Origin of the sequence: Bradyrhizobium sp. 215_C5_N1_1 (assembly GCF_052075935.1) — a bacterium.
Taxonomy (GTDB): domain Bacteria; phylum Pseudomonadota; class Alphaproteobacteria; order Rhizobiales; family Xanthobacteraceae; genus Bradyrhizobium; species Bradyrhizobium barranii.
The window spans coordinates 8,187,374-8,207,661 of sequence record NZ_CP197228.1; the positions used below are offsets into that span (position 1 = coordinate 8,187,374).

25 protein-coding genes and 2 pseudogenes are annotated in these 20,288 nt (G+C 61.9%); 12 read left to right on the forward strand and 15 right to left on the reverse strand.

The features are described 5' to 3' along the window. Positions 1–46 precede the first annotated feature (46 nt). From AB7G19_RS39280 to AB7G19_RS39295, 4 genes are all read right to left on the reverse strand, one after another. Complete coding sequence (locus AB7G19_RS39280; protein WP_439037729.1) at positions 47–1,537, reverse strand: PAS domain-containing protein; 1,491 nt, start codon at positions 1,535–1,537, stop codon at positions 47–49. A gap of 397 nt (positions 1,538–1,934) precedes the next feature. Next, entirely contained in the window at positions 1,935–2,120 is a 186-nt protein-coding gene (locus AB7G19_RS39285) for a hypothetical protein (protein WP_167768326.1), read from the reverse strand. Between the two features lie 12 nt (positions 2,121–2,132). Beyond that, positions 2,133–2,453 (reverse strand): hypothetical protein, encoded by a 321-nt coding sequence (locus tag AB7G19_RS39290; protein ID WP_354134725.1) that lies wholly within the window; start codon positions 2,451–2,453, stop codon positions 2,133–2,135. Between the two features lie 83 nt (positions 2,454–2,536). Further along, complete coding sequence (locus AB7G19_RS39295; RefSeq protein WP_354134748.1) at positions 2,537–2,992, reverse strand: Hsp20 family protein; 456 nt, start codon at positions 2,990–2,992, stop codon at positions 2,537–2,539. Between the two features lie 338 nt (positions 2,993–3,330). Here AB7G19_RS39295 and AB7G19_RS39300 point away from each other — a divergent pair. The 3 genes and pseudogenes from AB7G19_RS39300 to AB7G19_RS39310 all read left to right on the forward strand — a co-directional run. Then, a pseudogene (locus AB7G19_RS39300) lies at positions 3,331–3,630 on the forward strand (DNA polymerase/3'-5' exonuclease PolX); the annotation flags it as partial. Positions 3,631–3,645: 15 nt separating this feature from the next. Next, positions 3,646–4,200, forward strand: a complete 555-nt coding sequence (locus tag AB7G19_RS39305; RefSeq protein WP_354134726.1) for an MOSC domain-containing protein — start codon at positions 3,646–3,648, stop codon at positions 4,198–4,200. A gap of 122 nt (positions 4,201–4,322) precedes the next feature. Further along, on the forward strand, positions 4,323–5,738 hold the full coding sequence (locus AB7G19_RS39310; RefSeq protein WP_441268792.1) for a TAXI family TRAP transporter solute-binding subunit: 1,416 nt from the start codon (positions 4,323–4,325) through the stop codon (positions 5,736–5,738). Positions 5,739–6,303: 565 nt separating this feature from the next. Here the strand turns inward: AB7G19_RS39310 and AB7G19_RS39315 are convergent. Both AB7G19_RS39315 and AB7G19_RS39320 read right to left on the reverse strand, forming a co-directional pair. Beyond that, the gene (locus AB7G19_RS39315) at positions 6,304–6,624 is read right to left on the reverse strand and encodes a hypothetical protein (protein WP_439037728.1); all 321 of its coding nucleotides are present in this window, start codon (positions 6,622–6,624) and stop codon (positions 6,304–6,306) included. Positions 6,625–6,649: 25 nt separating this feature from the next. Next, the gene (locus AB7G19_RS39320) at positions 6,650–7,216 is read right to left on the reverse strand and encodes a DUF1236 domain-containing protein (RefSeq protein ID WP_354134728.1); all 567 of its coding nucleotides are present in this window, start codon (positions 7,214–7,216) and stop codon (positions 6,650–6,652) included. Between AB7G19_RS39320 and AB7G19_RS39325 the strand changes: the two genes are divergently transcribed. After that, positions 7,206–7,679, forward strand: coding sequence for a hypothetical protein (locus tag AB7G19_RS39325; RefSeq protein WP_439034355.1), 474 nt, complete (start codon positions 7,206–7,208; stop codon positions 7,677–7,679). The genes AB7G19_RS39320 and AB7G19_RS39325 overlap by 11 nt on opposite strands. A gap of 224 nt (positions 7,680–7,903) precedes the next feature. After that, positions 7,904–8,131: a hypothetical protein gene (locus AB7G19_RS39330; RefSeq protein ID WP_038383553.1), complete on the forward strand. Its 228-nt coding sequence runs from the start codon at positions 7,904–7,906 to the stop codon at positions 8,129–8,131. A gap of 225 nt (positions 8,132–8,356) precedes the next feature. Here AB7G19_RS39330 and AB7G19_RS39335 read toward each other — a convergent pair whose 3' ends face one another. From AB7G19_RS39335 to AB7G19_RS39360, 6 genes are all read right to left on the reverse strand, one after another. Then, positions 8,357–8,866, reverse strand: coding sequence for a PRC-barrel domain-containing protein (locus tag AB7G19_RS39335; RefSeq protein ID WP_439037727.1), 510 nt, complete (start codon positions 8,864–8,866; stop codon positions 8,357–8,359). 179 nt (positions 8,867–9,045) lie between these two features. After that, entirely contained in the window at positions 9,046–10,089 is a 1,044-nt protein-coding gene (locus tag AB7G19_RS39340; RefSeq protein WP_354114599.1) for a glycosyltransferase family 4 protein, read from the reverse strand. 3 nt (positions 10,090–10,092) lie between these two features. Next, positions 10,093–10,215 (reverse strand): hypothetical protein, encoded by a 123-nt coding sequence (locus AB7G19_RS39345; protein WP_272481429.1) that lies wholly within the window; start codon positions 10,213–10,215, stop codon positions 10,093–10,095. Positions 10,216–10,220: 5 nt separating this feature from the next. Continuing rightward, on the reverse strand, positions 10,221–10,430 hold the full coding sequence (locus tag AB7G19_RS39350; RefSeq protein WP_038944827.1) for a hypothetical protein: 210 nt from the start codon (positions 10,428–10,430) through the stop codon (positions 10,221–10,223). An 89-nt stretch (positions 10,431–10,519) separates the two neighbouring features. Next, the gene (locus AB7G19_RS39355; RefSeq protein ID WP_354134730.1) at positions 10,520–10,927 is read right to left on the reverse strand and encodes a hypothetical protein; all 408 of its coding nucleotides are present in this window, start codon (positions 10,925–10,927) and stop codon (positions 10,520–10,522) included. Beyond that, complete coding sequence (locus tag AB7G19_RS39360) at positions 10,924–11,139, reverse strand: hypothetical protein (protein ID WP_354134731.1); 216 nt, start codon at positions 11,137–11,139, stop codon at positions 10,924–10,926. Before AB7G19_RS39360 ends, AB7G19_RS39355 begins: the two co-directional genes overlap by 4 nt. A gap of 386 nt (positions 11,140–11,525) precedes the next feature. On the opposite strand from AB7G19_RS39360, the gene AB7G19_RS39365 reads away from it, so the two are divergent. Continuing rightward, the gene (locus AB7G19_RS39365; protein ID WP_439037726.1) at positions 11,526–11,807 is read left to right on the forward strand and encodes a hypothetical protein; all 282 of its coding nucleotides are present in this window, start codon (positions 11,526–11,528) and stop codon (positions 11,805–11,807) included. 59 nt (positions 11,808–11,866) lie between these two features. Here AB7G19_RS39365 and AB7G19_RS39370 read toward each other — a convergent pair whose 3' ends face one another. Continuing rightward, positions 11,867–12,286, reverse strand: a complete 420-nt coding sequence (locus AB7G19_RS39370) for a hypothetical protein (protein WP_354134732.1) — start codon at positions 12,284–12,286, stop codon at positions 11,867–11,869. A gap of 91 nt (positions 12,287–12,377) precedes the next feature. Then, the gene (locus AB7G19_RS39375; RefSeq protein WP_028153974.1) at positions 12,378–12,725 is read right to left on the reverse strand and encodes a DUF1236 domain-containing protein; all 348 of its coding nucleotides are present in this window, start codon (positions 12,723–12,725) and stop codon (positions 12,378–12,380) included. A 501-nt stretch (positions 12,726–13,226) separates the two neighbouring features. Between AB7G19_RS39375 and AB7G19_RS39380 the strand changes: the two genes are divergently transcribed. The 4 genes from AB7G19_RS39380 (at position 13,227) to AB7G19_RS39395 (ending at position 18,597) form a co-directional block, all read left to right on the forward strand. After that, complete coding sequence (locus AB7G19_RS39380) at positions 13,227–13,655, forward strand: hypothetical protein (protein WP_354134733.1); 429 nt, start codon at positions 13,227–13,229, stop codon at positions 13,653–13,655. A gap of 101 nt (positions 13,656–13,756) precedes the next feature. Then, entirely contained in the window at positions 13,757–14,380 is a 624-nt protein-coding gene (locus AB7G19_RS39385) for a response regulator transcription factor (protein ID WP_028153973.1), read from the forward strand. A gap of 273 nt (positions 14,381–14,653) precedes the next feature. Beyond that, positions 14,654–16,903: a LuxR C-terminal-related transcriptional regulator gene (locus AB7G19_RS39390; RefSeq protein ID WP_439037725.1), complete on the forward strand. Its 2,250-nt coding sequence runs from the start codon at positions 14,654–14,656 to the stop codon at positions 16,901–16,903. Positions 16,904–18,447: 1,544 nt separating this feature from the next. After that, on the forward strand, positions 18,448–18,597 hold the full coding sequence (locus AB7G19_RS39395; protein ID WP_354134735.1) for a hypothetical protein: 150 nt from the start codon (positions 18,448–18,450) through the stop codon (positions 18,595–18,597). A 45-nt stretch (positions 18,598–18,642) separates the two neighbouring features. Here AB7G19_RS39395 and AB7G19_RS39400 read toward each other — a convergent pair. Beyond that, a pseudogene (locus tag AB7G19_RS39400) lies at positions 18,643–18,690 on the reverse strand (hypothetical protein); the annotation flags it as partial. A gap of 426 nt (positions 18,691–19,116) precedes the next feature. Here AB7G19_RS39400 and AB7G19_RS39405 point away from each other — a divergent pair. Further along, complete coding sequence (locus tag AB7G19_RS39405) at positions 19,117–19,494, forward strand: hypothetical protein (protein ID WP_354134736.1); 378 nt, start codon at positions 19,117–19,119, stop codon at positions 19,492–19,494. Between the two features lie 71 nt (positions 19,495–19,565). Then, positions 19,566–20,039: an ATP-dependent DNA ligase gene (locus AB7G19_RS39410; RefSeq protein WP_439037724.1), complete on the forward strand. Its 474-nt coding sequence runs from the start codon at positions 19,566–19,568 to the stop codon at positions 20,037–20,039. Positions 20,040–20,288: the final 249 nt, after the last annotated feature.

A 20,288-nucleotide genomic window follows, 5' to 3' on the forward strand; every position in this document is an offset into this window, starting at 1 on the left:
GAGCGAAGACCGCTGACGGACCGAATAGAGATGCGAGTAAACATCTTCAAGCCGCGAGGCGCTTCAATGGTATGCTCAACTTCAGCCTAAGGCCATTTCGCCGCCAGTCGTGCTCGATCCGGCCCCCAAGCTCGCCAGTCACGCTGCGCTCGGTCAGAATACTGCCAAAACCGCGAGCATGCGGTTTTACATTGATCTCCGGACCGCCGCTCTCGTCCCAGTCAAGGCGGAAGTCATCACCGCTCGCAGCCCATGTGACGTGGATCGAACCATCCGGTCGAGAGAGAGCCCCGTACTTAACCGCATTCGTCGCAGTCTCATGCAACACCAATGCGAGCCCTGTCACGGCCTTCGCTCCGACAGGCACATCAGGTCCGCTCAGGACGATGCGGTCGGGCGAGCCATCTTCATAGGGCTGCAACACAGTGCGCACCAGCGTGTCCATCGTCGTCTGCTCGCTTTCGTGCTCCGTGCCCATGATGCCAGGACGGACGAGATCCTTAGCTCGCAACAGCGCATCCAATCGACCACGAAGAGCGTGAGCCATCTCCTTCGGGCTTCCGGCAGACCGAACACTGAGCGTAATCATCGAGTGGAAATTGGCGAAGATGTTCTTCACTCGGTGATCGGCTTCCCGAGCAAGCAACCGTTGACGCTCTTGTGCATTCTTCTGATTGGTCACGTCCACCACGACGCCGACGAAGCGATCGGGTTTGCCGTCCTCACCATACAAGCACTCGCCGCGAGCCTCGACCCAGCGGATATTTCCGTCCTTCCGCAAAAGCCGGTACTCCTGCACATACTTTTCTCCGGTGACGATGGTGCGGTTGACAGCGTCGGCGATCCGCCGAACGTCCTCTGGATGAATGCCCGCAAGGTAGTCCGACAACGGAGCGCCTTCGTCTCCCTTGGCAGGATCGACCGAGAACATTCCCGCAAATCGAGCATCGGAATAGAAGGTGTCGGACCGCACATGCCAGGCGAACGTACCCACCATACCGGAGGCGTTCAGCGCCTGGCGTAGTCGCTCCTCGGCTTTCGCTAACGCTCGCTCCGCTAAAACCTGTTGCGTCGTTTCCACGACCACGGCGAGAACGCCTTCCGGACGGCCATTCTCCCCCAGCACCGGGCTGTAATCCAGGTTCATCCAGACCTGCTCAGGAACGCCTGAGCGGTGAAGCGTCAGCTCTTGATTTCGGTAAGACAGCGTGCCCCCCCCCAAGCCCACCTTCATCACGTTGTCGTTGAAGTCGGCCACCTCAGGCCAACCTTCCCGCACCTTGGATCCAAACAGGAAGGGATGGCGACCTCCAGCAAAAATCGAGTAGGCGTCATTGTAGATCATGATGCCGTCCGGTCCCCATAGGAGCACGATGGGGACGGGTGAGCGCAGCAGTATTCCGACCGTGGTCTTCAGGTTTTCTGGCCACTCAAAGATCGGCCCCAAGCTGGTGTTCGACCAATCGAGGGAACGAATAAGGGCGCCATTTTCACCGCCACCGAACGGGAAATGTTCGTCGGGTTCCGAGGCGCTCACGTGGCGAAATCCCTTTAAGGCCGTTCCTTAGATGATTGGACCTTCTTTCAATTACTGACACATAGCCAGCCCTAACTTTGGTGCAGCGTGTTTCGCCGGCGACATCATTTTTCCCCATCTCCGCTATAAATTCGCGCTCTCCGGCGGTCCGTTGGGCATCGCGCCAGCTGCGCTTTGCCGGCGGCGCCTGCGCTGTCGCGACCGTTTCGCGAGTGGCGCCGTTCCGTGGCGCTCGATCCCACTTGGGCGCGGGTTTTCGCCGGCTTCTTGCCGGCGATCGGCATCAGCATCTCCTTCTGTCCGATAGCCGTATTGCGCCGCTTTCCCCTTCTAGGCAGCGTTGCCTTCGGCCACCTCGGGACCGCCCGATCGAGCGAAGGCGGTGGCCATCGGTTCGTCAGACCTGAAGCGAGGAGATGACAGGCCGGCGTTTGAACCGACGTTCGACCTGCACACCAGAGGCGGTGCGAGACCGCAGCGGAGCCCGCATCGCCTTCCACTCGGCGACCTGCCGCTGCAGTTCGCGCGCGAGATCCGGTTCGATGGCTTCAGGTTTGTCTTGCGACATTTCGGGGATCTGCATCGTCTTCCCTGTTTAGGCGGCAGCCCGATCGGCCGGCCGCAGACGCATCGGCTTCCCGCCGGGCGGATTGCGAGGACCACCGTCCAACGCACGAAGCGCCTCCAGGATCTCGTCGATCGTCACGGGAGCCTTCAAACCTTGGGGAGCCCGCAGCGAGGGGCAAGACGCGATGGCGGAGGCGTCCGAGGCCCATGACGCCAGGATAGCGCGCTTCTCCGAGAGACTGAGGGCGGGATGCGAGACAACGTCCCGCGGATGTTCGAATACCGTACCGGGATGCAGGACGGCGTTGAGATCGATGACCTTGTCGTCGAGTGCAGTCGTCGGCCGCATGGCTACCTCCAACCGAGACGCGTTATGGGGGATCCGCGCGGGGCGCGCCCGCGCGGCTATGATCATGCCTATGTCCGTTGTTGTCAGGCCGCCTTGGCTTCGATCTGATCGACGTTATTGGGTCCAACGCCATTGATAGCGATGCGGCGCGGCTTTTTCGCCTCGGGGATTTCGCGCTGCAGGTCAATGACGAGCAGGCCGTTCTCGAAGCTGGCGCCCTTGACCTCTACGTGATCGGCGAGGGTGAACTGGCGCTTGAAGTTGCGGGCCGAGATGCCGCGATGCAGGAAAGTCCGCTCTTCCTTGTCGCTCTTGCGGCTCTCGAGCGTCAATACGTTCTGCTCGACCGTCAGATCGACCTCGTCCGGCTTGAAACCGGCGAGCGCGACGGAAATCTGGAAGCGGTTCTCGTCGAGGCGTTCGATGTTGTAGGGGGGATAGCTTTCCTCGCCTGCGCGCTGGGCGGCTTCGGCCAGGTCGAAAAGACGGTCGAAGCCGATGGCCGACCGGAACAGGGGCGAAAAATCTGCAGTGCGCATAGCCAGATCCTCCAAGGAGCAAAATGGTTGAGCGGCACCGGACACGACCGGTGCCCGTCTCGAGTGGCGGGACCCTGACGGCGTCCCGATCGCCGGAGTGGCGACGCCGAAGAAATTTGGAAGGCCGAAAAAAGTTTCAAGGGTGTCACGCAAATTTTGTTGCCCAAGGACTCGGGACGGTTAATCCGGTCTTGCCGCCTATTCCCGCGCGCGGCGCAAGGCGTCCTTCAGCTTCTCCCTCTCGCTTTCCCATCGCCGATCCTCGGCCTCGATCCGCTTGTCGATGTCGCGCCGCTCCGCTTCCAGGCTTTCCGACGGCCCGTCGTGCTCCCGCTGCGCGGCGTCCAGGCTACGAAATCGATGTCGAGAAGGTGCTGCACGCCTGCGCCAAGCACGACGTCGTGGTCGAGATCGATGCCCACCCGTGGCGCCTCGACTTGGATTGGCGCTGGCACCAGGCCGCCCTCGACTTCGGCTGCATGCTGAGCATCAATCCGGACGCGCACTCGATCCCCGAGCTCGACCACATGCACTGGGGCGTCGAGATGGCCCGGAAGGGCGGTGTCCCTGCCGACCGGGTCCTGAACGCGATGGCCCTTCCGCAGATCACGCGCTACCTGCGTCAGAAGCGGCGCTCGCGCCCGGGCGGCCTGATGCCGCAGGCGCTCTCCCTGGAGGGCACCGTGGTCGCGGTCGCCGCCGATCGCGGTCACCACTTCAGCAAACCGCCGCAGGACCGGATCGTGCTGGTGGAAGGCCATGGTGTCGAAGGCGACGCCCACGCCGGCCCGTTTGTCCGGCACCGCTATCTCGCCCGCCGCCAGCCCCGCCTAGCCAATCTCCGGCAGGTTCACCTGATCCCGTCCGAACTCTTCGCCTCCCTCTCGGATGCGGGCTTCAAGGTCGGAGCGGGAGACCTGGACGAGAACATCACCACTGCCGGCCTGGACCTCGAGCGGATGCCGCTCGGGACGCTCATCGAGCTTGGACCCGCTGCGATCGTGGAGCTGACCGGCCTCCGGACGCCGTGTGTCCTCATCGACCGCTTCCGGACCGGTCTGAGGCGGCATGTGCTCTCGTCGGCAAAACCGGGCCCTCGGTTCAAATGCGGGGTGCTGGGCGTGGTAAGGGTCGGGGGAAGGGTCGCGGCTGGCGATAGCGCGCGAATTCGGCTTCCTTCTGTCTTTCGTGATCTACCGGCCCTCTAGGGTGGACGCCCTTGTCCATACATCCAAGAAGTGCGCCGGTTCGGGAACGGCTCGGAGATCCGCAAGTTCCCGATAGAGAGCTGGGACGCGGGACGTGCAGAAAGCGGACCATCGGAGAGCAAATGTCCTCCTCCAGTGGCAGCAACAGGCAAGATATTCAGCGGCGAAAGGCCCGCTCGTTGTTGCTGGTCCTGGCCGTTGGATTCGCGGTCTTTCTGGCCGCTGGCGGAGCTCTCTATTACGTCCTGCAGCCCACGACGCTTCGGGTCGCCGTGGGACCGACCGGCAGCGAAGACCACGCGGTGGTAGAGGCCATGGCCGAGGCGTTCGCCGACGAAAGCCGTACCGTGATGCTGTCCCCGGTAACGACCGCTGGCGCGGCCGAATCGCTCGCCCTGCTCGGCAATGGCAAGGCCGAGCTCGCGGTCGGCCGCGCTGATCTGAGCATGCCTTCGGACGCACAGACGCTCGCCGTGCTGCGCAAGAACTACGTCGTCCTGTGGTCATTTTCCGGACCAGGCGGCAAGGTCGCGAAAAAGAAGAACGCTACAAAGATCGCTGAAATAGCTGACCTCGCCGGACGCAAGGTCGGCGTCATAGGCAGGACCGCAGCAAACGCGTCGGTCCTGCGGGTTATCCTCGATGGGTCCGGCGTGGAGCCGGACAAGGTCGGCGTGGCGCAGTTCAGCACGGACGAGATCGAAAAACTCGCGCAAGATCGCACGATCGAAGCGTACCTGGCCGTGGGGCCGCTCGACAGCAAGATCACAGCCGACGCGATCGCGGCGACAGCCCGCACGCGCGGCACGCCGAAGTTCCTCCCGATCGACGCATCTGAGGCCATCGCGTTGAAGCACTCGCGCTATGAGGCCGAGGAGATTCCGCCCAGCGTCTTCAACGCGAAACCGGCATGGCCCGAGGAAAAGGTCGATACGATCGCTGTCAGCCACTTGATTCTGGCCAGAAAAGGGCTTTCCGAAGCCAAGGCGGCGGCCTTCTATCGGCAGCTTTTCGCGGTCCGGGATACCATCACCCAGCATGCCGCCGGCGCCGCCCATATCACCAAGCCGGAGACCGAGAAGGAGGCCGAGCCGTCCGTGCACCGCGGCGCCGCCGCCGTCATCAACGGCACGGAACGGACATTCCTGGACAAGTACAGCGACTACATTTGGTTCGCCTTGTTGCTGCTGTCCGGCATTGGTTCGGCCGCTGCATGGCTGCGTCGTTATCTCAACCGGGACGAACGGGACGAAAACACCGTCCATCGCAACCGGATCCTTGCCGCGGCTTCCGAGATTCGCGCCGTCCAATCCGATAGCGAGTTCGCGGCGACTCAACGCGAGGTCGATGCCATCATCAAGGAAGCCCTCACTTGTTTCGACGAGGGGGCCATCGAACAAGAGGACCTGGCTGCCTTTGCCCTGGCCCTCGAACTTTTCGATCATGCTGTGGCGGAGAGGCGCGCGGAATTGCAGGCTGGCCTGATGGACCCGGCGCGGGCGCCTACCGGTGCACCCACCCTGGGCTCTCGCCGATGACAGGCCGCCGACGGCACGTCGCGCGACAGATCCCGGTGCTGAAACGAAATCGTTATGGCTTCGACATTTTGCGCCTATACCTGATGCGTCGCAATTGTGCTCCTCCATCTTTGCGCCGCGCGCCGATGCCTATGTCCAGCGTTTCCCGCTCGATGAGCCCGCCCTCCCACAGCCGGTCGAGTGTCTTCGCAACTTCCAGCATTTCTCCGCCCGAAATGCGCTGAATCTCGGCGGCCTCTGCCGAACGAGGAGCGGGCCTCGGCGCCATTGATATAGGCGACGGCTAGACAGCCCGCCGTCAAGTTGGCAACTAATCGCATCATCGTCATCGCCTCAAATGCTGAGTGAGTCTCGCTATTCGCCGCTCGTCAGAGGAGCGCCCTGTGGCTCCAGCAGCTTGAAAGCGGTGAGCAGTGCCTGGATTTCGGCGCGCTCGTTCGGGGGGGATCGGCTTCGAGCCGCGCCAGCAATTGCTCTTTTTGTACTATCAGCTTCGCAAGAGCGGACATCTTTTCACCGTAGATTACCAGCGAAAGGGCCGCTCGGAGAGCGGCCCTTGTCTTACTCACCAGCTCCGGGTACCGAAGCTGAACCCGATGCTCGGCCCGCCGCCGTAGTAGCCGTAGCCGCGGTCGTAGTAACCAGGTCCGCCGTAGTAGCCGTAGCTGCGGCGCGCGACGTAGGCGTCGTCGTCGCCGTAGTAGCGCTGAACGTAGCGCGGACCGCGGGTCCGGAAACAACGCCCGTACTCGTTGCAGACGAGCCGGACCTGCTTCGTTCCAGAGGAAAGCCCGGTCGGGCCTGGGGCGGTCGGATTGAGCGGAGCGGCGATCGCAGCCGATCCCAGAAGGGAGGCGGCGAACAGTCCCAGTACGATAGTCTTCATGGATGTTCTCCTTTCCGTGGCGAGATCAGTCGATCTCTTCGATGATGCGACGCTCATGAGGTTCGACGATATAGGTGCGGCTGTCCCGGTTGATGTATCGGTACTCGCGCAAGGTCGGAGCATCCCGATAGACTTCTTCCGAAAACGCTTCGATCTCCACGCCTTCGGGCACACGCTCGCCGGTCCGGATCTCGGTGCGGACGGTGCTGCCGGTCGTGCGGCGCTCGCGCTCGACTTGGCGCGCCTTGGCCTGCTTGCGGATCACCTCACGGTCGCGATCGCTGAAGGTGACCTTGCGCTGCTCGGTGCGTGCCGGGGCGGCAGCCGTGGAGCGACCCGAATACGGCATGACCGCCACGATCTTGGAGCTGGACGGTTCTACGATGACGATCTCGTCCTTCACCAGGACGAAGTCGTAGCCCCGATACTGCGGCACAATCTCGACCACCTCCGTCGGCAGCGACTGCAGACGGACGTCGCGCGGCACGACGGTGCCGACCGAGAGCGAGAAGTTCACGTTGGCGAGGGGCTGCACGTTCAGGCGCGAGATCGACGCGCTGATGCGGGTCCGCTGTTGATCGTTGACGTTCACCGACGCGTTCACGTTGGTGTTCGAAGAGCGATCCGCCGTGTTCTGCCGGTCGTTTGGCTGCTGCGCCGTGTTGGTTGAACCGCTGCCCGTCGGCGACTGCGCCTGGTTGGTGCCCGAGGCGGGCGGATTGGTGCTCTGCGACTGGGTGTTCGTGTTCGACGGAGGGTTGGTCTGCGCCTGGTTCGAAGGCGTCGCGGGCTGGTTGGTCTGGGCCTGGCGCGAGGTCGGCGCCTCCGTGGCGTTGGTGCCGGTGCTGGAATTCGTCGAAGGATTCGTGGTCTGCCCGGACGAGCTGGACGACGGGGTCGTGGACGATGATGACGGCGTCGTCGTGGATGTGGAGTCCTGCCGCTGCGTCGTTGGCGGATTCGAGCTCGAAGTGCTGGGCGACGACTGCGCGAAAGCCGACGTTGCGATCGCGACTGCGGCGGTCGTGGCTAAGAATAAACGTTTGTTCATCTGAAAACCTCCCAATTTGGTCGCCCGATAACACGCGGTGGCATGGCGAGTTCCAAATCGGGATAATTCGGTAATTGGTCTCTGCTCCCATCTCGAGTTTCACTGCGAATATGGCCACGCTGCGACCGCGCCGATAGCACGCCGTCCATCATCTTTCGGGAATAAGTGGAACTTCTAACTGGGCGTGTTGTTGGCAGTGACTACTTAACGCCATTGGAGGAGGACATCATGAAGAAGCTGATCGTATGCGGCGCTCTTGCCGCTTTCGCCCTCGGCACACAGGCAGCCAGCGCCGCAGAGTTCTACATCGTCCGCGACGCGACCACCAAGAAGTGCACCGTCGTCGACACCAAGCCGACGACCACGACCACCACCGTCGTGGGAGACGGTGTGTACAAGACCAAGACCGAAGCCGAGTCCGCCGTGAAGACCACGAAGGTCTGCACTGAACAGTAATAAACACCAGGCGTCGTTGCCCCGATGTAATCGTTCGGAACAGGTTTGGAGGAGCGCACGCCCGTATTGATCGTGTGGCGTTTCCTGGTTGACATGCACTGAGCGAATTGACGCTAAAGCGGCCCGTCCGGCGAACCCGGGCGGGCCGTTTTCTTTGGATTTCCGTGGTTGCGGATGCGCAAAAAAGGGGCCCGTGGGGCCCCTGTTCCGCGAGCGTTTGCTTGCCTAATTGTAGTCTGAGTATTTGAACTGCGGCAGCGCCTTCAACTGCTCCTTGTTGCCATTCATGACAGCGTGGTCAGGCACCCAATCGTTCGTGTTGCGATGGGTGGTGTTCGTGGAAGCGGCGCCGGTGGTCGTGTCACGCGCAGTCGAGTTGCCGCTGGAGGTGGTCCGGACCGGCTCCTCGACGAACTTCAACTTGTCCATGGAGACCGCAATATCGTGCTCGCCCATTCCCAGGAAGCCGCCGACGCCGATCACCACGGCTTCGATCTTGCCGCTCTTGTCGACCAGCAGTTCGTTGATGTCGCCTAGCTTCTCGTTGGCCTCGTTGTAGACGTTCAGACCCATCAGCTTCGAGGCGCGCCAGCTTCCCTTGAGAGCCATCTGCGCATGAGCCGGCTGGCCCGTGGTCGCGGTAGCGGCGCGATCGGCCGGCTGCGTGGATTGCGCGAACGCAGCGCCGCCGATCACGGCATCGCCAAGCAGGGCGACGGCAAGAACGCTTTTCATCTTCTATCTCCTCCAGCGACGTCGGCGTCCGGTCGGATGCCGCGCTCCACAACGCGAGGAGGTTCCGCTTGTTCCCGATGCAGCGCTCGACTCTGGGAGTTCAGTGAAGGATTCGCGACGAGCGAATTCAGAAGACGTCTTTGGAGCCTGCGGAGCCCGCCCTCCTCATCGGAGGGCGCCTACCTTCGAGACGGCGTCACGCGCGCGATCAACTCGCGATACCGGCTTTCGTACTCCCGCGCCATCCGGCTCGCGACGAAGCGCTCCTCGAACCGGGCGCGGACGGCTCTTCTGTCGAGACGGCCGAGATCGTTCACAGCCTCGATCGCCTTCGCGGCGTTCTCGACGACGAAGCCGGTGACGCCGTCCTCCACCACTTCCGGCACCGAGCCGGAGCGGTAAGCGATGACGGGCGTCCCGCAGGCCATCGCCTCGATCATGACTAGGCCGAACGGCTCGGGCCAGTCGATCGGAAACAGCAGGGCCGCGGCGCCGGCGAGAAACGGTTGCTTCCGCGCCTCGTCGACTTCGCCGACGAGCTCGATTTTCTCGCCGTCGATGTTCGGTTCGAGCTTCTTCTTGAAGTAAGCCGTCTCCGCGCGCGGTATCTTGGCGGCGATCCGCAGCGGCATCCCGGCAGCACGTGCGATGCGCATCGCGTCTTCGGGGCCCTTGTCGACCGTCAGCCGCCCAAGAAAGGCCAGGTACGAACCAGGCTCATAGGACGGCCGAAAGAGATCCTTCGGCAGACCGTGCTGGATCGTAGCGATCCAGTTCGCCTCCAGAAGCGGCCGGCGCTGGTTGTCGGAGATCGAGACGAAAGGCGCTTTCGGAAAGGCTCCGATGACGTCGGGGAGCCCGGGAAGGTCGAGGCGGCCATGCATCGTCGTGAGATACGGGACATCCGTCCGGCTCAGCACGGGAAGGGGCAGCCAGTCGACGTGAGAGTGGATCAGGTCGAAGCCGGCAGCGTGTTCAGCGATAGCTTCGACCAGCATCGCACAGGCGGCGTTGGGATCCACGCCCATCCGTCCCAATCGCAGAGCACGTGGCCACACTGGGTAGAGCTTTGCCTTCGTCCTCGAATCGCCGCTTGCGAACAAGGTGACGTCGTGTCCGAGCTCGACGAGCTCATCCACCAGCCAAGCAATCACGCGCTCCGTCCCACCGTAAAGTCTCGGTGGGACGCTCTCGGCCAAGGGGGCAAGCTGTGCGATCCGCATCGGCTAGGCTCCCAGAACGAAGCGCATGATCACCACCACAACGGCCGAAAGCAGGAAGGAAATCGCGAGCAGCGTCCAACCGGGCTGTGTGCTTCCGCAGGCCACCCGCGCGACGAACATCTTCATGTCCCTCAGCATTCTTCGTCGGGAAGCCGGTCGAGATAGGCTATCCCCAAGCTTGCGAGCTCTTCGGAATCGCTCCGCCGCTCTTCCCATCTCCTCTGCAGGTGACGCTGCAGCAGACAGCGTCGGTCATCTCGCGAATTGATATCGGGGCGCCTCAATCGGTACACCGTCCATGCGGTCTCCGCGGCCATCTTCAACACGACATCGTCGACCATCTACGCGCTCCGGGGCCGCAACCAGTCGGTGCCAACTCGGCGCGCTTGCGAAAGTTTCCGGTTTTTCCCGATCGTGGGCGAAGGACGTATCAGGACGCCTTCGCCCGTGCTCGTTCGCGCGCCGCCCGGCGGCGCTGCAGGCGCCGGCTTCGGGCAGCCCTTATGGAGGCGAGAAGTCGCGGCGCGGGCTCTACGGCCGCGAGGCGCTCGACGGGAGCGTCGGCCCGTTCCACTTGCGGCTCGGAAGACCTGGCTTCCATGAAGTCGAGGACCGTCCGGCCGTTCTCGGTGATCCGCCATCCGCCGTTCAGGCGCTCGACCAGCGCCTGCGAGAAAATGTCGAGATCGGGGACGCGTGCGGCGAGGCGCTTGGTCCGTTCGGTCCAGTCGCGCCCGCTGGTGGCCAGGATGGCCATGTCGCGCTTGAGGTCCGCCATGACGGCGAAGCCGTCGGGATAGCTCACCAGGATCTTGAGAACCGTGACCTGGAAGTTCACGCCCCGCCCCTGATCAGCGCCACATCGTCGGCGCGTCGCGAAGTCTCGCGACCGACCTTCTTCAGGTTTTCCAGCGCGACGTTGCCCTCGGCGACGGCTTGCAGAATCCTGGAAGCGACGTGCGCGCGAGCGCCGGTTTCGAAGCGCGAGATGTCTGCGCAGACATCGTCGAGGACGGCGCGCAGAAGCGCGGTCGTGGCCGGATCGAACATCGGACCCCCGAGAAAGGCGAGAGCGAAGCCTAGCGCAGAAAAGTCCGTCGGCGAATTCAACATTGTTAACCTCGCCACGTCGGTAGTCCCTCTCTCGCGCCGCAGCATTCCGGTCCTGACTCGGCTGCAATGACCGTTGCTGCTCCAGGCTTGGTGCTTCGAGCGACGCTGTCCCGGCGCGGTGCTCCGATTGCCCTCGTCGCCGGGTCAGCAACCATTGCCTATTTTTCCCGTTATCGGCGGGGCATCCGCAATCTAAAAGGAGTTCCGATGAAGAATATTGCAATGTCGGCGCTGACGGTCGGCGCCCTCGGTCTGGCGTCGGTGGCCACGACAGTTGGGGCGGCTGGGGGCCGGGTATCGCCGGCGGCCTGGTTGCGGGTGCCGTGATCGGCGGGATTGCGTCCTCGGCGTACGGCCGGGGACCCGGCTACGACTATTACGGCAGCCCCGGCTACTACGGCGCGGGCTATTACGGCGGCCCACACACCTACGACTATGGCTATGGCGAGCCTTATCGCTGGGGCGGCGGCTACACCACCACCTACTACACGGCGCCCGTCTCCTACGGCTATCGCTATCGCCGGGTCGTTCGTCCCGCCTACGCCTATTATCGCGGCTCCTATCCGGTCGTACGTCATCGCTGGCATCGCCACCACCACTGGTGACCGGTCGATCGGACGCGATGGAGGCCGCGCTCTGCAAGGCGCGGCCTTTTCCTTCCGGCTCACCACCATCCACCGGTGAATGAGTCGTGTCGATCGAAGGCAAGCTGCCGCTCGGCCGCTCTCTTCGACGGCTTTGCCGAGCGCTTCGGATGCGGGCGGGACGCTGCGGAGAGGCGTGTTGGCGGGTCTTTCTTGATCTCGACGGTAGGTGCTGCAGGCATGGAGGCCATGGCTTCGCGCACCGGATACGGTTCTTCACGGGCCGGATGGACCTGCGCGATCATCGGAACATCCGTGCGCGGACGCGTGTCAAAGATGATCTTCTCCGGAAGGCTTCTTGCCGAGGCTATCCGGATGATGGTCCTGTCAGGATCGGCCGCCGCCGCGTGCTCGACGGGAGCCGGCAGATAGCGGTCGGCGGCGAAGAGCAGCGCCAGCAGCAGCGCGCCGACAAAGACGAAGTATCGACCGATGGGCATGGACGGCCGCTCGCAAGGAAGGAATGGGGTATCGGCGGGGCCGGATTGACGTCGAGGCGGGCCGCCTTTTGGGCGACCCGCCTCGAAGGACTCAGTCGATCTCCTGGACGACCGTGCGCGTCGATGGATCGACTAGCATCACGCGTTCGCCCGAGTAGACGTAACGATACTTGGTGAGCGAGGGACCCCAGTCGGCGGGGACGGCCTCGAGCTCGACCTCGCGCGGCACCGGCTGGCCGATCACGATCTTCTCGCGGGTCTCCACCGGACGGACCTTGTGTTCGGTCACGTAGGTCCGGATCTTAGTGCGGTATTCCGGCTCGATCTGCACCGCGGCGGCGTGGCCGGCGCCGGTGGTGGTGGTGACGACCGTGGACTGTGCCATCGCGCCCGTCGAGATCAGCGCGGCAGCCGCAGACATCAGCAACAATTTTTTCATCATGTTCTCCTTGCCGCTAGATGCGACGCAGCGAAAACCTCACCACGGCGCTGAAGTTCCTGAGCAAGGATAGAATATTGCCGCTTTTTCCCGATCGTGCGCTTGTCTTCGTCCCCTATCGCTAGGCCGCCCTCGATCTCGCACCGGGGAGAGGTACGCAAAGCGTTCTGGTGATACTGCCTTCGGCGTCGAACCAGAATTTCGTACTCACAGCGCTGCCGTTATAATCTCGGTAGTCGAGCCGAACGCATTCCGGCTCCCGATGGACTTCGTCCAGTTCGAATGCGGCCTCAATTGCGCCACGTAGCTTGGCCGGCCAATAGCAAAGCAGGCCGGCCTGCCGACGAACCGTTCTCCGCTGCAGCAATCAAGCGTAGCCTGATCTGCATAGAGCGACAGCAAGTCCTCCAAGCGGCGCTCGCGGCAGTCCAGCCCGACATGGTCCACCTCACAGTTGTCCCCGGTGGCAGGTCTCGTTAGGCCCCGAGACTTGAATGGTGTATGAACCGCCGGTTCTGCTCCCGTTTAGGTCCCGCGAACGTCTGCTTTGTGACCGATCGGCAGAGTGCAGCGCACGATGGTGCGCTCGTCTTCGCGTGCAAATTGGAGCTTGCCGTCGAGCGCCCGAACAGGCTCGGACATGCCGGTCAACCCGCGGCAGAATTTCATACCGGGGGTCTTGCGCACATCATCCGCGATCTCGATCAGCAGATTGTCGCCCTCGAGTTTCGCTTCCCGAGCCGGTTGCCAAAGGCGTCCAGCGTCTGCTCCGGATTGCGCGAAGCTTCAAGGGCTCCATTTACGGCTCTCGCGACGGCGCGTGCGTGCCCCGATTCCTGGGCGCTCAGGATCATCAAAGTGATCGGAAACAGCAGGCTCTGCCGAAAGAAGAACATTCCAGATCTTCTGCAATTCGTGCTCCTTCGGTAGGTTCGCCCGACGTCCCGCTCAGATATTTGAACCATTACAGTGCTCGCGACGTTCTTCACAACTGGAGGAAGCGACAGCGTGCTAATGAGGACCAGATCAACATGAGGGTATTGATCGTCGACGACCATCCCGTTGTCGTGACCGGCTGCCGGGCTTTGTTCACGTCGGACCCTTCCGTCGAGATCCTGGAGGCTTCCGATGCAAAGGACGGCCACCGTGCGTACTTGCAGAAGCATCCCGACGTCACCGTGGTTGACGTGAGCCTCCCCGATCTTACCGGCTTCGAATTGACCCGGCGAATCCGCAGGGATGATCCGGCCGCCAAAATAGTCATGCTCAGCGTGAGTGAGGATCCGGCGTTCGTGGTGCGCGCTGTGGAGATGGGCATTCAGGGATATGTCTCGAAGAGCGATGATCCTCGGCTCCTGGCCAAGGCCATCCGGAAGGTTGCAGCCGGGGAGCGCTTCGTCTCACCGCGTCTGACGGAAGCGACAACCTTCGCGGGCGCGGCGATCAAGGCCAGCCCTTTGACGCAGATGAGCCCACGCGAACTAGAGATCCTGAGGCTTTTGGGTCGTGGCGACCGCATCTCAGAAGTCGCGTCCGAACTCGGCATCTCCTATAAAACCGTTGCCAACACGACCTCCATGCTGAAGTCCAAGCTCGGCGCTAAAAATCACTCCGACCTCGTCCGGATTGCAGTCGAGATCGATTTGCGCCGGTGAAGGGTCGTCGACTGGGATCCTGTTTTTCTGCAATTTTCGCGCAATAGCGACATCGGAGAGAGTCCTGCTCACCGTGCGCACTTGGAGCGGCACGACCTCTGACGTGCGCGCGACGTAAGGGGGCGAGCCATATGGAGCTATCCCGACGAACTAATTGACTCATCGTCAGAAGCATCCGCACGAATTCATTATGACAATTTGGAACGCAATCGACCGAGCGGAGTTACACCGCCGCTTCTCATGTTGTGTTGCGAGGCCGAGCGAAGGAAGCCCATGCGTCGCGTTCGACTTGTGATAGCAGATCGACGTCCCATTGTTCTGCAGGGTTTTGCATCGCTGCTCGGAGCGCAGCCCGATTTCGAAGTGGTTGCGTGCTGTCTTGATGGAGCTAGTTGCCTTGCGGCCATTCGCCGTTTGACGCCCGATGTGGTGTTACTGGAGGACGGATTCACCGATGTAACCGCCTCCGACATTCTCGCCGTCGTGGATGACGAAGCCCTTTCCTCCCGGCTGGTGTTCTTCACTGCTACTGTCGCCTGCGGCGATCTTGCCAGGGCACTGGCGACCGGTGCTTGCGGCGCGATTTCGATGAACGCCCAACCAGAAGCGCTGGTCCAGTCCCTGAGGCTGGAAAAACCAGGGTCAGACCTGGCGAGGGTCGGTCACGAAGCTAATGGAATCGCATCGTTCGGCAATAACGTTCTGGCGGTTTTGACCGTCAACGAGCGGACGATCATGGATCTCGTCGCCGAAGGTTTGTCGGACAGTGAAATTGCTCGGGTCCTCGGTGTCTCTCTGGAGATCGTCAGGATTCACATCGACCACGCGCGACAGAAGCTCGGAATCCACAGCCGGACGGAGCTCGCCGCGCTGGCACTGTCGCGCCGTTATGGCGCGATGAGTATCCTGGCAGCTGCGATCCTGGCAGCGTTGGACGATTCGCCCGGTCACGCCGCAACCGAAAGTTTCACGGTCATGGCCGCGAACGGCTGCGCGGAAGTCGTCACCATTAAAATCAGCCGCAAGGAAGCAGTATCAGGTGGCACCCCGGCCAGAGGCGCGAGTAAGGACCGCGCCGGCGCCGCAACCGGGACGTCATCGCCGACCGGCAAACTCGTCGACCCTGTGGCCGAGATTGCCGCGAGCCAATTTGTGCAGGCAGCACTGAACGCGCCGAGGCCGGGTTCGAGCAGCTACAGCATCTTCATGGTTGCAGCTTTCGCCGCCTTGATCTACGAGCTCGATGGTGCCAACCACGCCGTGCAAGCGTTCGATTTCAGCGATGACATCGTCACTTCATCTACCGCAAGCGACGCCAACGGACCGGCATCCGTACTTCCCGGCTTCGCGAATTTCGGCGGCACAGCCGTGTACGATGGGGCGTTCGCATTCAAGTTCGCCCAAGGCGATACAATCGCCACAGACGGTAGCGAGCTTTATGTCGGCAATGCCCATGCGGAGGATGGCGGCAGTGACCGAGAAACTCTTATTCCCCCAGGCTCCGGGACCGTTGATGTTGTTGCGGCGGCCGCGAACGAAGCCGCGCAGCGTGACCCAACGCAGACAGGCCGGGATAACGGGTCAAATCAGGGTCGATCGCAATCCGATTTGCGCGCTTCCGACAACAGCTCCGAAGCCGCTAAGCGGGAGGCCCCGGGAGACGATTTAAATCACGGTCAATCGCAGAAGACGCTACATAAGTTCGACCACAGCTCCGGCGCTGCCAAGGGGCACGCCAAGGATGAGGCCGCGGGAGACGGTTTAAATCACGGTCAATCGCAGAAAGCCTTGCATGAGTCCGACAACGGCTCCGGAGTTGCCAAGGGGCACGCCAAGCATGAGGCCTCGGAACACGGTTCAAATCATGGTCAATCTGAGAAGTCACCCCAAGAGTCCGACAACGGCTCCGTGGCCGCCAAGGGGCATGCCAAGCATGAGGCCCCGGGAGACAGTTCAAATCACGGTCAATCGCAGAAGGCACTGCATGAGTCCGACAACGGCTCCATGGCCGCCAAGGGGCATGCCAAGCATGAGACCCTGGGAGAAGATTCGAATCGCGGACAAGCGCACGGCGATTTGCAGACTTTTGGAGACGGTTCCGCGGCCGGCAAGCAACACGCGCAGCATCCACAGGCAGCTGATCTAGATACTGGCAAACCGGAGCAGGATATACCAATGGCGTCCGTAAATTCTGCCAACGACGCACATTCGGCATTGAAGATTAAGACTGAAGGAAAGGGCGGGCCTTCTTCCGACAACGCAGATCAGGCCAAATCAGCGGTTGGCACCGACCTTGGCGATTCCTTTCATTTTAAGAGTGGCGCCGACAATACGTCTTCAGGCATGTATGACCTTCAGCAGCTGAGCCACGGAAATGGAAAAGCCTATGGAGATGGTCAGCATGCTGTTGCGCACGAGGGGCCGGAGCCAGTCCAGGATGCTGACGGGATTGATATTTCAGATGCGCACCACGATCACTCATGGCACGCCGATCTCCATGCGACTCACGATTTGATTGTGTAGCAATTTACTGATCGAATGGCCGGGCCGCGCTTTTTGTGTATTGCGTAACCGGCTGCCCTGGTCTACCCCCTTGAACCCCTGCAGCCGGGGCCGTTTTCTTCGCCTGTGTGTTGTGTCGGAGTACCCTAGACGTCCCGCCTCAGGTCTCTAGCCCGGTGGAGGCCGCCGTGAACGAGCGAATGTTCATCGTGCTAATTATCCTGCTGGGGATGATTGCACCGGCATTGATGGTCCTCGCACTGCTCGATCGCTGACGCGGCCGCGACGGCCCCAATCGTCCGGGAGGCCTGGGACAGGAGCCGGGACGCCGGGGCCGCGAGCGCGCGGCTTGTCACGCGCACTGGCACCACCCTCTGCTTTCGGTGCGTCCGCGCGCTCTCAAATGATACCTTGCCACATTAAATTTTGGGGTAGCCCGCCCAACACGTCTTCAATAGGAACGCTGGCGCTCGACAGCATTTGAATCACGCTTCGCGCCGATCCAATTCGTCCCGGAGCGCTTTGCACATCGTGAACTGCGCGGCTCCAGCATGCTCGCGACCCTACCGCTGGAGCCGCCTTTTCGGCGCGGTGAGGTCTTTCCCATGCATGCACTCGTCACAATCTTCGTTCACTTTAGGCAGATCGCGACCTGACCGGGGCCCATGTGAATAATCCAAACAACAACCCCAATTGCGACAGCGACAAGTGCCGCTACTCCGCGGGAGAGGTCCGGAGCTACCCCAACAGCCATCCTCCGCTGACCCTGTGCAGAACGTGCCGGGCTCACGAGAGTGCGCGTAGGAGATACAAGACTGGCCTGCGAGTGCTGACTTGGGCACAGGGCGACAGAACTATCAGCGCTCTGTCCTCACATACGGACTGAACTCAGACGTCCGCTGCAAATCCGGAGCGGCATTCAAGGAGAGTGATGTTTCACCTCGCGGGTGCCGGGGTCCTGTGGCGAATTTCCAAAGACGCTCCAGATAACAATCGAAACGGCGACGAGGAGCAAAAGGTCACGGACCATGGTATCCTCCCTTTCGCTGATCAATGGGGCAATAAGCCCAACACTCCTCGACGAGCCGTTCGCGGTCGGCCGGTAATGGCAAACGCGCCGTCGTGCGAACCGCTCGATCACCATTCATGTACCGCGCCTTGCCCTAGTCAAACACGCTGACGCTTATAAAACTCGTGATCCGTCCGGCGTTGTTGAACCTTTGCAGGACTCTCGTGACCTACGTCCGTCGGGTGGGGAACGGAGATTTCCTATGACCGAGCATCGTACGATCACTGGATTGGTAGCTGTTGTTCTCCTTGCTGCCGCCACGACCGCAGCGATAGTCAGGCCCTCTTCCCACCGAGCTGTAGTGGCGACGAACTCGATGTTGATCGGAGAGCTAACAGCGGCTGCAGGCCAGCTCCCGACTAGTGAATTCGATGACCAATCGGTGATTTTCTCGACTAAGCGCTAGTCACCCTATCCAGCTTGCGGCTCGGCCGCTTGGTGCGCTGGAAGCCAGTGTCGCGACGTTGTGCGTTGCCCAGAACTACTCTCGTATGACGTGAAGCTGGCGCGCATGTGCGGCGCAGATGTGGTTGCGGAAACCCCGCGCAAGCACCAGGATAACCCCGAGCGCGACTATGTTCACGAGCTGTGTCATCATGAGCACCACATCGCCTATGGTGATCGAATGACCGAGAAAGAGCGCTGACGACAACTTCCATAGAGCGTACGCGCGCACACTGATTCCGGCGGAGCATTGCTCACTCAAGAGGCGCCAGATCTGAGGGACGTAGGCGCCGATGACAAGCGCGGTCGCAAAATAGCCGACGAGGAAGGGAGACTGAGGATTGGGGCCGTCGCGCGGCTACCGAACGTGCGAGACTTCAGGCTGACATCTGGTGACAAGGAGATTGCGAGGAGGCTCGGCGGCACCGCCAAGCAAGTCTCACAGCAGGAAGCCCAGGCTGCTCGCGCGATTGCAGATCAATTCGCCCGACGAGATCGCCGATGCATGAGCGATGGGCGGCCTGGCCGCGCTATCGAGGCATCACGTAGAAATCTCGCCGGCGAAACCACGCGCACGTCTCTTGTCGGAACGGTCGGCGCACACCAGACGATACATTGACCTAAGGATCAAAGATGCGCCGCTGCCACTGGTCCAGGGTTAACGAATGGTTAAGCCGGATCTGGGAGGTTGCAAAGGGGGTGACCTAAAACGAGGTCCACCATGTTGAGGCTGAAGAAAGCTGCCCCGGTATCCCGCAATTTGAACATCGGCCAGATCGACACCGCCGAGTTGCTGCTGCACCGCGTGTACGCCTTTGGAGCGGCCGAGGGACATGCCTCCGGCGAGTCAGTGGGGCAAGACGCTGCGGGCTGGGAACGGGCAGAAATGGCTCTGCTACAGGCGCAGATCGACACCCGGCGCCAAATTATCAAGCTGCTCCGCAACGAATTGTCAGACGTGAGGAAGGAACGGGACGCTTGGCGCAGTCGGGCTCACAGGCTGTGTCGATCGGTTTCGACTGACCTCACAGCCACCCCGCGCCCCGGATCGTTTGCGGCATTGCTCCAGCAACGTCGAATACATTTCCGGCAGCATTGACTCAAACAACTGCCGCAAGGACCGCACCTCGCGCCGATAATAAGGGGTGCCCCTGGGTCATTGTACTAGAGGTGCAATGTGAGTCTGACGAGACGGCGGGTCGCACGTGGACCAAGCGATACCCCTGGATCGTCGAGGCCGCGCTGAAGAACCGCGAGCAGCAGTTCGCCATCGACGGCGAGGCTGTGGTGCTCGGCGTCGATGGCGCCTCGGACTTCAATGCCCTGCACTTGCGCAAGCATGATCACGAGGTTCAGCTCTATGCGTTCGACATCCTCGCGCTTGGCGGCGAGGACCTGCGCCAGCTGCCATTGACGATGCGCAAGACCAATTTGGCGCGGCTGCTGCGCGGCCGGCCTGATGGCATATTCGTCGCGCCGTTCGAGGCTGCCGAGATCGGTCCGGATCTATTCGCCGCCGCCTACCGCATGGGCCTCGAGGGCCTGGTCTCGAAACGCCGCGACCGGCGTTATGGCGCCGGCCGCTCGAAAGACTGGATCAAGGTGAAGAACCGGACCCATCCGGCAATGACGCGAGAATTCTGAGCGTTCGGTCGCGCGCCTCCTGCCCAATCGGGGCCCGGCGGTTCAATTGCCCCTTTCCGTCCATCCCCTTTCTGGGCCCCTCGGTCGGCTGCGGGCAGCGTTCAGTCTATCGGACTCTGCTTCAGCAGTGGAGTGCGACAAGCCAGACAGAGGCTTCCCGCCTTTTCCGATCGCAGGCACATCTAGTGAAAGATCCAGTACGGTGAACCGGCCGGTTACCGGTCGCTCATACCAAACAACGTACCGCGC